The following is a 12,237-nucleotide window of genomic DNA, read 5'->3' as shown; positions in this document are numbered from 1 at the left end:
GAAGGCCCTTTTGGCGATCCTCGTTACCCGCCGCTGCCGGCAGCGTGATTCCGGCACCTGCGGCAGGACGGGATGCCGGATTTTATCTCAAAATCGATCGCGAGCCTCTGGCCAAGGCAAGATTCGCGCAGCGCAACGCAGGCCTTGTTTACAATGCCGGATTAGTCAGTCCGGGCGAACGCCGGCCCGCGATCCAGCCGCCACGCTCAATCACCGAATCACCGCACGCATATTTTGGAATCTCTCACCCCCGCCCAGCGCAACGCCTACAACGCGAAGCTGTCGAGCTACGCGCATCGACCGATCGCGTTCCTGTTCCGCTACATCCGCCGCCACCCGGTCGCGCACCTGGTCGTGCTCTGCAGCGTGCTGGCCGCCGTCGGCTGCGCGCTCGGCTCGCAATACGCGATCAAGCACCTGATCGACGTGCTGGCGACCGGGCGCCATCATCCGGGCCCTCTGTGGAGCGCGTTCGCGCTGCTCGTCGGGCTGATCGCGGCCGACAACCTGCTGTGGCGCGTCGGCGGCTGGGTCGCCGCGCATACGTTCGTCGCGGTCACCGGCGACCTGCGGCGCGACCTGTTCCAGTACCTGATCGGCCATTCGCCGACGTATTACTCGGAGAAGCAGCCGGGTACGCTCGCCAGCCGCATCACGGCCACGTCGAACGCGGTGTACACGTCGGAGAACACGATGGCGTGGAACGTGCTGCCGCCGTGCATCGCGGTGATGGGCGCGATCCTGATGATCATCGTCGTCAATCCGCTGATGGCGGCCGGCCTGCTCGGCTGTTCGGCCGTGCTGTCCGTCATCCTGTTCAAGCTCGCCGGCCGCGGCTCGGCGCGCCACCACGCGTTCGCGGCGAAGGCCGCGGCCGTCGACGGCGAACTCGTCGACGTGATCGGCAACATGGGCCTCGTGCGCGCGTTCGGGATGACGCTGCGCGAACAGAAGCGCTTCGGCGCAACGGTCAAGGCCGAGATGGATGCGCGCCAGCAGAGCCTGCTCTATCTCGAGAAACTGCGGCTGCTGCATGCGGTGATCACCGCGATGCTGTCCGCCGGCCTGCTCGGCTGGGCGCTGTGGCTGTGGGACCAGGGCCGCGCGACGTCGGGCGACATCGTGCTCGTCAGCTCGCTCGGCTTCACGATCCTGCACGGCACGCGCGATCTCGCGGTCGCGCTCGTCGACGTCACGCAGCACGTCGCACGCCTGTCCGAGGCGGTGAAGACGCTGCTCGAACCGCACGGCATGCCGGACCGCTCGGACGCGCAGCCGCTGTCGGCCAAGGGCGGCCGCGTCGACTTCGAGCGCGTGACGTTCGCGTATCCGCACCGCCGCGCGATCCTCGACCACTTCGACCTTCATATCGAGCCGGGCCAGCGTGTCGGGCTGATCGGCAAGTCGGGCGCGGGCAAGTCGACCGTGCTGGCGCTGCTGCAGCGCTTCTACGACACGCAGGACGGCGTCGTGATGGTCGACGGCCAGGACGTGAAGGGCATCACGCAGGACAGCCTGCGCCACGCGATCGCGCTGGTGCCGCAGGACATCTCGCTGCTGCACCGGACGATCTACGACAACATCGCGTACGGCCGCCCCGATGCGACCCGCGACGAAGTGCTCGCCGCCGCGCGCGACGCGCGCTGCGCGGAGTTCATCGAGGCGATGCCGGAAGGCTATGACACGATCGTCGGCGACCGCGGCGTCAAGCTGTCGGGCGGCCAGCGCCAGCGTATCGCGATCGCGCGCGCGATCCTGAAGGATGCGCCGATCCTGCTGCTCGACGAAGCGACGTCGGCGCTCGACAGCGCGTCCGAGGAAGCGATCCAGAGCGCGCTCGATCGCCTGATGGTCGGCCGCACGGTGATCGCGATCGCGCACCGCCTGTCGACGCTGCGCAACTTCGACCGCATCATCGTGATGAACAACGGCAAGGTGATCGACGACGGCCCGCCCGACGTGCTGCGCAGCCGTCCCGGCCTGTATCGCGACCTGCTCGCGAAACAGCACGGCCGCCATCATGCGGACGGCAGCACGCCGACCGGCGAACGCGTGGCCTGACGCGCCGGCATACCGTCGCGCCGACAAAAAAGCCGCCGTGCTTGCGCACGGCGGCTTTTTCAATTGCACCACCAGCAATAGTTCAGACGTGCTGCAGATCGCGCAGGAAATTGTCGCGCCACATCGACACGTTGTTCTCGCGAAGCTGCGCGATCATGTCCGCGTAACGCGCCCGCCGCTCGGCGAGCGGCATCGTCAACGCCTGCGACAGCGCATCGGCCATCCCGTCGATATCGATCGGATTGACGATCAGCGCGCCCGTGAGCTCGCGCGCGGCACCCGCGAAGCGCGACAGCACCAGCACGCCCGGATCGTCCGGATTCTGCGCGGACACGTACTCCTTCGCGACGAGGTTCATCCCGTCGCGCAGCGGCGTCACGAAGCCCACACGCGCAAGGCGGTACAGCGCGGCGAGCACCTGGCGGTCGTACTGACGGTGAATGTAGAGGATCGGCGCCCAGTCGAGCTCCGCGTAGCGCCCGTTGATGCGCCCGGACTCCGCTTCGAGCTGCAGGCGGATGTCCTGGTACGCACGCAAATCCGCGCGCGTCGACGGCGCGATCTGCAGGAACGACACGCGGTTGCGGATCGACGCCTGGTGTTCGAGCAGCTTCTCGAAGGCACGGAAGCGCTCGACGAGCCCCTTCGAATAATCGAGCCGGTCGACGCTCATGATCAGTTGCCGCCCGCGCAGCGACGTCGCGAGCGTGCGCACCGCCTTGCCGTGTTCGCCCGCCTGCGCGAGCGACGCAATCTCGTCCGGATATACGCCGATCGGATAGGCGGCCGCGCGCAGCGTCTGGCCGAACGCCCGGACGTGCACCGTGTGCCCGTCGCGCTCGACGTCGCCGTCCGCCTCGAACTCGACGTAGTCGCAGAACGCGCGCAGATCGGGCTCGGTCTGGAAACCGAGCAGATCGAACGCGCACAGCGACTCGACGAGTTCGCGGTGCGGCGGTACGTTGACGAGCACCTGCGCGGCCGGAAACGGAATGTGCAGGAAGAAGCCGATGCGGTTCTTCACACCGGCGTCGCGCAGCGCGCGCGCGAACGGAATCAGGTGATAGTCGTGCACCCAGATCACGTCGTCGTCCTGCAGCAGCGGCACGAGCTGCTGCGCGAGCCAGACGTTGACGCGGCGATAACCGTCGAACTCGTGGCGATCGTACTGGATCAGGTCCGCGCGGTAATGGAACGCGGGCCACAGCGTCGCGTTCGAGAACCCGCGGTAATACTGGTCGTAATCGCGACGCGACAGCCCGACGGTCGCGAACGTCACGGGCCCGCGCTCCTCGATGCGGATCTGCGGCTGCGGCGCGCCGGACGCGACCACTTCGCCGCTCCAGCCGAACCACATGCCGCCGGTTTCCTTCAGCGCGTCATAGACGCCGATCGCGAGGCCGCCCGCCGCCGGTTCGCCTTCCGAAATCGGCGCGACGCGGTTTGAAACGATGATGAGCCGGCTCATGCGTGCGGCTGCCCCGCGCCGAGCCAGCATGCGATCTGCTCATGCAGTGCGTCGACCGAATCGAGCCGCATGCGCGCGGACGTCTCGCCCGCGCCGACCTTGATCGACAGGCCGCCGCGCGCGTTGACCACCGCGAAACCCTTCTCGTCGGTCAGGTCGTCGCCCGCGAACAGCGGCACGCGGCCCGCAAAGGGCGGCTCGTCGAGGAACGCGGCCAGCGCGCGCCCCTTGTCGACGCCCTTCGGCTTGATCTCGAACACCATCTTGCCCGGTTGCAGCACGTACGCATCCGCATAGTCGGCGACGAGGCGCTCGGCCGCTTCGCGCGCCACCGCCTCGCGCTCGGGCGCGTTGCGAAAGTGCAGCGCGACGGCCGCGCCCTTGATCTCGAGCAGCATGCCCGGATGGCGGTCGACCACGTCCGCGAGCTCGCGCTCGATGCGCAGCAGGCGTTCGTCGTTGAAGCCGATGCGCTGCGTGTCGCCGTTCGCATCGCGGCGCTCCGCGCCGTGCAGGCCGGCGATCGGCAGATCGGGCATCTTCAGGAAAGTGTCGAGGTTGTCGATGCCGCGCCCGGACACGATCGCGACCGCGCCGTGCGAGCGGCGCGACAGCTCGTCGAGCAGCGTCAGCAGCGACGGCGGAACGTGAATGCTGTCAGGGGTCGGCGCGAGCTCGACGAGCGTGCCGTCGAAGTCGAAGAAGAACGCGGTATCGGTGAGGGACAGGGAAGCCGGAACGGATTGCATCGATTCGATAGTCTGAGGGCGACCGGAAAATGCCGGGCCGCCGCTGCGCGAATGGAGTTGTGCGCATCTTACCGCGCCTGCGCCCCCAGATGGGCGAAACCGGGGCCGCGCGAACACCGCGCCGCCCGCCGCGTCAACTGCGACATATTGCCCCGCTCGCCCGCCCCGCAGGGGTTTCGAAAGGACGCAGGCGCGCGAATTGCGCTACAGTCGCAACCGCCTGCCGCGCGGCGCATGGCATCGCGCCCCGGCTATCCATCGTCCGATCGAGCCCCAGGATGTCGTCTGCCCGCCTCGCGCCGCACCGGCGCCTCTCCCGCCTCATCCGCGCGACCGCGGCCCTCGCCGCCGTCGTGGCGCTCGCCGCGTGCACGCACGACGAGCCGCGCTGGAACCTGACCAACGTCACCGGCCACCTGCCCGACCTGTCGTTCAAGCTGACGGGCGGCGACGGCCATCCCGTCGACGCCGATGCATTCCGCGGCCGCGTCGCGCTCGTCTACTTCGGCTACACGCACTGCCCCGATGTCTGCCCCGAAACCCTCGCGCGGCTGATGGAAGTACTGGCGAAGCTCGGCCCGCAGGCGGACGACGTGCGCATCCTGTTCGTCTCGGTCGATCCCGCGCGCGATACGCCGCAGGCGATGCAGTCCTATGTCGCCGCGTTCGACGCCGCGCATGCGCGCGGCCTGACCGGCACCGACGGCCAGATCGAATCGCTGGCCAAGCGCTATCGCGTCGCGTATCAGATGGAAAAACGCGATCCGTCCGGCGGCTACGAAGTGACGCACAGCTCGGCCGTCTACATCTTCGACGCGACCGGCCGCGCGCGCCTGCTCGCGACCGATCGCGATTCGCCCGACGCCATCGCCGCCGATGTGCGCCGGATCATCGACACCGCCTCCACGACCTGAATTCCGCCATGAACACGAAAACGACCCTCAAGACGTTCGCCCTCGTCGCCGCGCTGTGCGCCGGCGCCCATGCGTATGCCGCCGGCGCGATCAGCGCGCAGAACGCGTGGGTGCGCTGGCTGCCGAACAAGCTGCCCGCGGGCGGCTACGTGACGCTCGTGAATACGAGCGACAAGCCGGTCGATCTCGTCGACGTCGACAGCCCCGACTACGGGATGGCCATGCTGCACCAGACGGTCTCGAACGGCTCGACGCAGAAGATGGAGATGGTCGACAAGCTGACGATCCCCGCGCGCGGCAAGGTCGACATCGCGCCGGGCGGCTATCACTTCATGCTCGAGGAGCCGAAGCACGCGATCAAGCCGGGCGACACCGTGCACCTGCGCCTGAAATTCTCCGACGGCGAAACGGTCGATGCACCGTTCCCCGTGAAATCACCGGCCCAGACGAAGTGATGCGCGCGCGATGAACCTCCTGTACTGGCTCGATCCGTGGGAACCGTCGCCGACCGTGGTCATCGCGGTGCTGGCGGCCGCCGTGCTGTTCGCGCGCGGCGTGAAAAAGGCGAAGGTGTCGCCGCTGCGGCAGTTCTCGTTCTGGTTCGGGCTGACGGCGCTCTATATCGCGCTGCATACGCGGCTCGACTATTTCTTCGAGCATGAATTCTTCATGCACCGCGCGCAGCATCTCGTGCTGCATCACCTCGGGCCGTTCTTCATCGCGCTGTCCTATCCGGGCGCGGCGATCCGCGCGGGCATTCCGTTTCGCTGGCGGCAGCGCTTCGTGCGCCCCGCGCTCGCATGGGCGCCGGTGCGCGCGACGCTCGACGTGGTGTTCCATCCGGTCGTCGCGGTCGTGCTGTTCGTCGGGCTGATCTATTTCTGGCTGCTGTCGCCGATCCATTTCATCGCGATGCTCGACTGGCGTCTCTATCGCGTGATGAACTGGAGCATGGTGATCGACGGGCTGCTGTTCTGGTGGCTCGTCGTCGATCCGCGTCCCGCGCCGCCCGCGCGGCTGTCGCCGGGCCGCCGGATCCTGATCGTCGTCGCGGCGATCCCGCCGCAGATCGCGCTCGGCGCGCTGATCTTCTTCACGCCGCACGAGCTGTATCCGATCTACTCGATCTGCGGCCGCGCGTTCACGTGGCTGAGCCCGCTGCGCGACCAGCAGATCGGCGGCCTGCTGCTGTGGATTCCCGGCTCGATGATGAGCGTGATCGGCGCGCTGATCGCGCTGCGGCACTGGCTGCGGCTATCCGCGCGCGGGCGGCTGATCGGCGAGCGCGCCGCGCAGCGCGCGGACAAACCGCCCGTCGCACGCGCCGCGCACTGACTGCGGCGGCGCCCGACGCGCGTCACGCGCGTGCGCTGCTCATCCACACGTGCGGGATGCCGTCCTCGTCGTGCACGTCCGAACTCGGCGTGAAGCCGAATGCCCCGTAGAACCGCTGCAAGTGAGCCTGCGCATGCAGGCTTACCGGCGTATCCGGCCATTGCGCGCGGATATGCTCGAGCGCGCGCGACAGCAGCCCGTTGCCGAGGCCCGCGCCGCGAAACGCGGCGGTCGTCAGCACGCGGCCGATGCGCACGTCGGTGTGTTGCGCATCGGGCAGCAGCACGCGCAGATAGCCGGCCAGGCGGCCGGCCGGATCGAAGGCGGCCAGGTGCCACGCGGCCTGGTCCGCATCGTCGATGTCGCGATACACGCAATTCTGTTCGACGACGAATACGGCGCTGCGCGCCTCCAGGATCGAATAGATTTCGCGCGCGGTCAGCGCGTCGAAGGATTTCCAGCGCCAGTCGAGATCGGCGGTACGCGGGGATGCGGCAGGTGCGGATGCGTTCATGTGCGGTCCTGATTCGGGCGCGCCGACCGGCGCGCGACAACCGTCGATTATGCCTCGAACCGCCCCACGCGCGCGACCGCGTGCCACGCGCAAAAAAAGGCCCCGCATTGCGCGGGGCCTGCTCGTCATGCCGTCATGCCGGCATCTGGCCGAAGCGGCCGCTGTTGAAGTCCTCGATCGCGGTACGGATCTCCGCTTGCGAGTTCATCACGAACGGACCGTAACCGACGACCGGCTCGTCGATCGGCTCGCCGCTCAGGATCAGCAGCTTCGCGTCGCCGTTCGCTTCGATCTCGACGTCGCTACCGTCGCGGCCGAGTTGCACGAACTGCGCCTCGCGGGCCACCGTCTCGCCGTTCACCTGCACGGTGCCGCTCAGCACGACCACCGCGAGCGTCCGCCCTTCGGCGACCGGGAACCGCGCATGGCCGCCGGCCACGAGCCGCACGTCCCACACGTCGATCGGCGTGTGCGTGCGGGCCGGGCCGCGCCGCCCGTCGAGTTCACCGGCGATGATCCGCGCCCGCCCGGCGCCGTCCGGCAGCTCGACCACCGGGATATCGGCGTTCAGCAGCGTCTGGTACCCGGGCGCGCCCATCTTGTCCGCGGCGGGCAGGTTCACCCACAGCTGCACCATCTCGAGCGGGCCGCCCTGCTTCGTGAACGCCTCCGAGTGGAATTCCTCGTGCAGAATCCCGCTCGCGGCCGTCATCCACTGCACGTCGCCCGGGCCGATCGTGCCGCCCGCACCGGTCGAGTCGCGGTGAGCGACTTCGCCGTCATAGACGATCGTCACCGTTTCGAAGCCGCGGTGCGGATGCTGGCCGACACCGCGCGGCGCGGTCGTCGGTTCGAACGTCGCGGGGCCGGCGTAATCGAGCAGCAGGAACGGGCTCAGATGCGTGCCATGAGACTGGTAGCTGAACATCGAACGCACCGGGAAACCGTCGCCGACCCAATGGCCGCGCGGCGCACTGTACACACCCTGGATCTTCTTCATTGCCCTTCTCCATATTGCGGCGAAACCCGTGTTTCGCATCCATGAGTGACAATATAGAGATGGAACGAACGATCCGGTAGACTGCCGAAATCGCACTCAGCGTTCCATTTCATGAACGATAAAGCGCGGGATCTGAACGATCTCTATTACTTCGTGCAGGTCGTCGAACACGGCGGCTTCGCGCCGGCCGGGCGCGCGCTGGACATGCCGAAATCGAAGCTGAGCCGGCGCATCGCGCTGCTCGAGGCGCGGCTCGGGATGCGGCTGATTCAGCGTTCGACGCGCCGTTTCACGGTCACCGACGTCGGCCAGACCTATTACGCGCATTGCCGCGCGATGCTCGTCGAGGCCGACGCCGCCGACGAGGCGATCGCGCTGCTGCACGAGGAGCCGCGCGGCATCGTGCGTGTCAGTTGCCCGATCGTGCTGCTCGATTCGCTGGTCGGCACGATGATCGCCGCGTTCATGGCCGCGTGCCCGCGCGTCGAGATCCACCTGGAAGCGACCAACCGGCGCGTCGACGTGGTCGGCGAAGGGATCGACGTCGCGATCCGCGTGCGCCCGCCGCCGCTCGAGGACAGCGATCTCGCGCTACGCGTGCTCGCGGAGCGCGGCCAGTGTCTCGTCGCGAGCCCCGCACTGCTGCGCGAGCACGGTGTACCGGCCGTTCCCGCCGATCTCACGCGCCTGCCGAGTCTCGACCACGGCGTGCCGCAGTCCACGCACGTGTGGCGGCTGCGCGGGCCCGACGGCGCGCAGGCGGAAATCCATCACCAGCCGCGCTTCGTGACGGGCGGCATGCTCGCGCTGCGCGCGGCGGCCGTCGCGGGCGTCGGCGTCGTGCAATTGCCGACGATGATGGTGCGCGATGAAGTCGCGCGCGGCGAGCTGACGACCGTCCTGCCGGACTGGGCGCCGCGCCGCGAAATCGTGCACGCGGTGTTCGCGTCGCGCCGCGGGCTGCTGCCGGCGGTGCGGGCGCTGCTCGATTTCCTGGCCGAACGGTTCGCCGAACTCGAACCCGACTGAGCGCGCCGCGTCACGCACGACCACACGCTGCAGAGCGCGCGCGGGTGCCGTAGACTGCGGTACGCGCGAGTGCGCATTTCACAACCCCTATCGCTTTCCGCCATGTTCACGCTGTCCAACGACCCTACCGCCTCCAAGGCCGATCAATACGCGACGCTCGTCGAGCAGGCGCGCGCGCTCGTCGAATCCGAACGCGACCTGACCGCGAATGCGGCGAATTTCTCCGCGCTCGTCTATCACTCGCTCGATCGCCTGAACTGGGCCGGCTTCTACTTCTTCGACGGCACCGAGCTCGTGGTCGGACCGTTCCAGGGCAAGCCCGCGTGCGTGCGGATCGCGCTCGGCAAGGGCGTGTGCGGCACGGCCGCGCAGACCCGCGAGACGCAGGTCGTGCGCGACGTGCACGACTTCCCCGGCCATATCGCATGCGATGCGGCGTCCGAATCGGAAATCGTCGTGCCGCTGGTCGCCGGCGACGGCACGCTGATCGGCGTGTGGGACGTCGACAGCCCGGTCGCCGCGCGCTTCGACGACGAAGACCGCCAAGGGATGGAAGCACTCTGTCGCGTGTTCGTCGAACACGCTTGGGAGAAGGCGCGCGGTTAAGCGCCGCGGCGTCGCGGCGCCGGCCGCCGTGAACGACACGGGCCCCGCGAAGGGGCCCGTTTCATTGCAACGCTTCCATTGCAACGCTACGCCGCCGTGCGCGGCGCACCCCTGCCAGTGTCAGGCAGCGTGCGTGCCCGGAAGCGCCGAGAACGCCTGCGGCTTCGCGTCCTCGGTGAGCACCTCGAAACCCGTTTCCGTCACGACGACCATGTGCTCCCATTGCGCGGACAGCGAATGGTCCTTCGTGACGACCGTCCAGCCGTCGGCCAGCACGTGGGTGTCGCGCTTGCCCGCGTTGAGCATCGGCTCGATCGTGAAGATCATCCCCGGCCGCAGCGGCAGGCCGGTGCCCGGGCGACCGTAATGCAGCACCTGCGGCTCGTCGTGATAGACGTCGCCGATGCCGTGCCCGCAATACTCGCGCACCACGCTGAACCCTTCACGATGGGCGACCTGCTGGATCGCATAACCGACGTCGCCGAGCGTCGCGCCGGGACGCACCGCGCGAATGCCGGCGTGCATTGCCTCGTAGGTCGCCGCGACGAGCCGCCGCGCGAGTTCGTTCGGTTCGCCGACGAAGTACATGCGGCTCGTATCGCCGAACCAGCCGTCCTTGATCACCGCGATGTCGAGGTTCACGATGTCGCCGTCGCGCATCGGCCGCGACGTCGGAATGCCGTGACAGACCACGTGGTTGACCGACGTGCACAGCGTCTTCGGATAGCCGTGGTAGCCGATGTTCGCGGGAATCGCGCCCAATTCGTCGATGATGTATTCGCGGCAGCGTGCGTCCAGCTCATCGGTGGTGACGCCCGGCTTCACGTACTCGGTGATCATCGTCAGCACCTGCGACGCGAGCTTCGCGGCTTCGCGCGACTTGGCGATTTCCGCGGCACCGCGGATCGGAATTTCGCGTTTCGCCATCACGCCACCTGCTCGATGCCGTGCGCGGCCGTCTCCGACTGCCCCACGTCGCCGCCCCGCGCCTCGGCCTCGATCAACATCTTGCAGATGTCGCCGTAGGACAGCGCCGGGTTGAGTTCCGCCAGCATCCCGACACGCAGCCAGTGTTCGGCCTGCGCGTTGATCGAACGGCTCAGCGCCGTGCTCGTCGAGCGCAGCCGCTCATGCATATGCTCGGAAATCTTGATGATGCCCATATATCCCCAATTAAACGAAACGTAGCTGTTTCGTATATTACGCTGCGCATGACGACCGGGCAAGCCGTTCGTGTCTCGCCTCCCGCCGCCCCGCTGCGGGAAATACCGTTGACATCGAATTCCAGCTTGCTGGACAATAAATCCATTATGAAAGAATCAGCGATCACCGCGGCCGACGATACCGGCATCAACGAGCGCATTGCCCGGCGCGTGCGCGGCCTGCGCGCCGTTCGAGGCTACACGCTCGACACGCTGGCAGCGCGTTCCGGCGTCAGCCGTTCGATGATCTCGCTCATCGAACGCGCGTCGGCCAGCCCGACGGCCGTCGTGCTCGACAAGCTCGCGGCCGGCCTCGGCGTGTCGCTGGCCGGACTGTTCGGCGGCGACCGGGACGACGCGCCCGCCCAGCCGCTCGCACGGCGCGCGCAGCAGGCCGAATGGCGCGACCCGGCGTCCGGCTATGTGCGGCGCAACCTGTCGCCGGCCGGCTGGCCGTCGCCGATCCAGCTCGTCGAGGTCGATTTCCCGCCCGGCGCGCGCGTCGCGTACGACAGCGGCGGGCGCGAAAGCGCGCTGCATCAGCAGGTGTGGATCATCAGCGGCCGCGTCGACGTCACGTTCGGCGACGTGCTGCACGAACTTCACGAAGGCGACTGTCTGGCCATGCGGCTCGACCAGCCGCTGATCTTCAGCAATCCGTCGTCGCATGCCGCGCGCTATGTCGTCGCGATCTGCGATGCATCCGCCGCCGGCGTGCGGAGCACGTGACGCGCGCATCGTGTGTGGAACCGATTCAGAGCCAACAGGAAGGAACCCGTATGAATTCCCCGACACAGCGCGACGACGTGCGCCTGATCGATTGCAGCGAGGCCGAACACGCGGCGGCCATCCTCGAGATCCTGAACGACGCGATCGTGAACTCGACCGCGCTGTACGACTATCGACCGCGCCCGCCGGAAGCGATGGTCACGTGGTTCGCGACGAAACGCGCGGGCGGCTTCCCGGTTTTCGGCGCCGTCGACGCAGCGGGCGAACTGCTCGGCTTCGCGAGCTGGGGTACGTTCCGCGCGTTTCCGGCGTTCAAGTACACGGTCGAACACAGCGTCTACGTGCGCAACGACCAGCGCGGTCGCGGGCTCGGCGAACGGCTGCTGCGCGAAGTGGTCCGGCGGGCGCGCGAAGCGCAGGTGCACGTGCTGGTCGGCTGCATCGATACGACCAATGCCGGCAGCATCGCGCTGCATACGAAACTGGGGTTCGTGCACGCGGGCACGATCGCGGAGGCGGGCTTCAAGTTCGGCCGCTGGCTCGATGCGGCGTTCTATCAGTTGAAGCTCGAGACGCCGGCGCAGCCGGTGGATGGGTGATGATGGCTTGCGACACGTCGCGTGCGCCGTG

The 12,237-nt window shown here is 68.0% G+C and carries 14 protein-coding genes; 8 read left to right on the top strand and 6 right to left on the bottom strand.

All coding sequences use genetic code 11. The features are described from left to right. Positions 1–234 precede the first annotated feature (234 nt). Positions 235–2,061: an ABC transporter ATP-binding protein gene (locus tag KU887_RS05840; protein WP_006488673.1), complete on the top strand. Its 1,827-nt coding sequence runs from the start codon at positions 235–237 to the stop codon at positions 2,059–2,061. A gap of 82 nt (positions 2,062–2,143) precedes the next feature. Here the strand turns inward: KU887_RS05840 and otsA are convergent, their stop codons facing one another. Together otsA and otsB are read right to left on the bottom strand one after the other, a co-directional pair. Then, positions 2,144–3,529, bottom strand: a complete 1,386-nt coding sequence (gene otsA / locus KU887_RS05835) for an alpha,alpha-trehalose-phosphate synthase (UDP-forming) (protein WP_058901272.1) — start codon at positions 3,527–3,529, stop codon at positions 2,144–2,146. Further along, entirely contained in the window at positions 3,526–4,278 is a 753-nt protein-coding gene (otsB, locus tag KU887_RS05830; protein WP_006488667.1) for a trehalose-phosphatase, read from the bottom strand. The genes otsA and otsB overlap by 4 nt, the downstream gene beginning before the upstream one ends. A 278-nt stretch (positions 4,279–4,556) precedes the next feature. On the opposite strand from otsB, the gene KU887_RS05825 reads away from it, so the two are divergent. The 3 genes from KU887_RS05825 to KU887_RS05815 are packed head-to-tail and all read left to right on the top strand — an operon-like array spanning position 4,557 to position 6,527. Further along, entirely contained in the window at positions 4,557–5,192 is a 636-nt protein-coding gene (locus tag KU887_RS05825; RefSeq protein WP_006497709.1) for an SCO family protein, read from the top strand. Positions 5,193–5,200: 8 nt separating this feature from the next. Continuing rightward, positions 5,201–5,647 (top strand): copper chaperone PCu(A)C, encoded by a 447-nt coding sequence (locus tag KU887_RS05820; RefSeq protein ID WP_006488671.1) that lies wholly within the window; start codon positions 5,201–5,203, stop codon positions 5,645–5,647. Positions 5,648–5,657: 10 nt separating this feature from the next. After that, complete coding sequence (locus tag KU887_RS05815; RefSeq protein WP_006491689.1) at positions 5,658–6,527, top strand: cytochrome c oxidase assembly protein; 870 nt, start codon at positions 5,658–5,660, stop codon at positions 6,525–6,527. A 22-nt stretch (positions 6,528–6,549) separates the two neighbouring features. Here the strand turns inward: KU887_RS05815 and KU887_RS05810 are convergent, their stop codons facing one another. Both KU887_RS05810 and KU887_RS05805 read right to left on the bottom strand, forming a co-directional pair. Further along, positions 6,550–7,041, bottom strand: a complete 492-nt coding sequence (locus tag KU887_RS05810) for a GNAT family N-acetyltransferase (protein WP_006482188.1) — start codon at positions 7,039–7,041, stop codon at positions 6,550–6,552. Positions 7,042–7,174: 133 nt separating this feature from the next. Continuing rightward, positions 7,175–8,041, bottom strand: coding sequence for a pirin family protein (locus KU887_RS05805; RefSeq protein WP_006482192.1), 867 nt, complete (start codon positions 8,039–8,041; stop codon positions 7,175–7,177). A gap of 111 nt (positions 8,042–8,152) precedes the next feature. Here KU887_RS05805 and KU887_RS05800 point away from each other — a divergent pair, with 111 nt between their 5' ends. Both KU887_RS05800 and KU887_RS05795 read left to right on the top strand, forming a co-directional pair. After that, a complete protein-coding gene (locus KU887_RS05800) occupies positions 8,153–9,070 on the top strand; it encodes a LysR family transcriptional regulator (RefSeq protein ID WP_006482198.1) in 918 nt (305 codons plus the stop codon). 102 nt (positions 9,071–9,172) lie between these two features. Further along, the gene (locus KU887_RS05795; RefSeq protein WP_006482190.1) at positions 9,173–9,676 is read left to right on the top strand and encodes a GAF domain-containing protein; all 504 of its coding nucleotides are present in this window, start codon (positions 9,173–9,175) and stop codon (positions 9,674–9,676) included. A gap of 120 nt (positions 9,677–9,796) precedes the next feature. Here KU887_RS05795 and map read toward each other — a convergent pair whose 3' ends face one another. Further along, positions 9,797–10,603: a type I methionyl aminopeptidase gene (gene map / locus KU887_RS05790; protein WP_006482199.1), complete on the bottom strand. Its 807-nt coding sequence runs from the start codon at positions 10,601–10,603 to the stop codon at positions 9,797–9,799. Beyond that, complete coding sequence (locus KU887_RS05785) at positions 10,603–10,839, bottom strand: ParD-like family protein (RefSeq protein ID WP_059721517.1); 237 nt, start codon at positions 10,837–10,839, stop codon at positions 10,603–10,605. The genes map and KU887_RS05785 overlap by 1 nt, the downstream gene beginning before the upstream one ends. Positions 10,840–10,986: 147 nt before the next feature. Between KU887_RS05785 and KU887_RS05780 the strand changes: the two genes are divergently transcribed. Both KU887_RS05780 and KU887_RS05775 read left to right on the top strand, forming a co-directional pair. Next, positions 10,987–11,607, top strand: coding sequence for a helix-turn-helix domain-containing protein (locus KU887_RS05780; RefSeq protein ID WP_006493610.1), 621 nt, complete (start codon positions 10,987–10,989; stop codon positions 11,605–11,607). Between the two features lie 50 nt (positions 11,608–11,657). Then, positions 11,658–12,206: a GNAT family N-acetyltransferase gene (locus KU887_RS05775; RefSeq protein WP_212158452.1), complete on the top strand. Its 549-nt coding sequence runs from the start codon at positions 11,658–11,660 to the stop codon at positions 12,204–12,206. Positions 12,207–12,237 lie beyond the last annotated feature (31 nt).

Origin of the sequence: Burkholderia sp. EMB26 (assembly GCF_024730645.1) — a bacterium.
Lineage (GTDB): Bacteria > Pseudomonadota > Gammaproteobacteria > Burkholderiales > Burkholderiaceae > Burkholderia > Burkholderia cenocepacia.
This window is presented reverse-complemented; position numbering and strand designations above follow the sequence as displayed.

What these genes read in the sequence shown, in the direction of transcription:
- otsA (WP_058901272.1), bottom strand. Translation starts at nt 3,529, where the DNA reads ATGAGCCGGCTCATCATCGTTTCAAACCGCGTCGCGCCGATTTCGGAA.
- otsB (WP_006488667.1), bottom strand. Translation starts at nt 4,278, where the DNA reads ATGCAATCCGTTCCGGCTTCCCTGTCCCTCACCGATACCGCGTTCTTC.
- KU887_RS05825 (WP_006497709.1), top strand. Translation starts at nt 4,557, where the DNA reads ATGTCGTCTGCCCGCCTCGCGCCGCACCGGCGCCTCTCCCGCCTCATC.
- KU887_RS05820 (WP_006488671.1), top strand. Translation starts at nt 5,201, where the DNA reads ATGAACACGAAAACGACCCTCAAGACGTTCGCCCTCGTCGCCGCGCTG.
- KU887_RS05815 (WP_006491689.1), top strand. Translation starts at nt 5,658, where the DNA reads ATGAACCTCCTGTACTGGCTCGATCCGTGGGAACCGTCGCCGACCGTG.
- KU887_RS05810 (WP_006482188.1), bottom strand. Translation starts at nt 7,041, where the DNA reads ATGAACGCATCCGCACCTGCCGCATCCCCGCGTACCGCCGATCTCGAC.
- KU887_RS05805 (WP_006482192.1), bottom strand. Translation starts at nt 8,041, where the DNA reads ATGAAGAAGATCCAGGGTGTGTACAGTGCGCCGCGCGGCCATTGGGTC.
- KU887_RS05800 (WP_006482198.1), top strand. Translation starts at nt 8,153, where the DNA reads ATGAACGATAAAGCGCGGGATCTGAACGATCTCTATTACTTCGTGCAG.
- KU887_RS05795 (WP_006482190.1), top strand. Translation starts at nt 9,173, where the DNA reads ATGTTCACGCTGTCCAACGACCCTACCGCCTCCAAGGCCGATCAATAC.
- map (WP_006482199.1), bottom strand. Translation starts at nt 10,603, where the DNA reads ATGGCGAAACGCGAAATTCCGATCCGCGGTGCCGCGGAAATCGCCAAG.
- KU887_RS05785 (WP_059721517.1), bottom strand. Translation starts at nt 10,839, where the DNA reads ATGGGCATCATCAAGATTTCCGAGCATATGCATGAGCGGCTGCGCTCG.
- KU887_RS05780 (WP_006493610.1), top strand. Translation starts at nt 10,987, where the DNA reads ATGAAAGAATCAGCGATCACCGCGGCCGACGATACCGGCATCAACGAG.
- KU887_RS05775 (WP_212158452.1), top strand. Translation starts at nt 11,658, where the DNA reads ATGAATTCCCCGACACAGCGCGACGACGTGCGCCTGATCGATTGCAGC.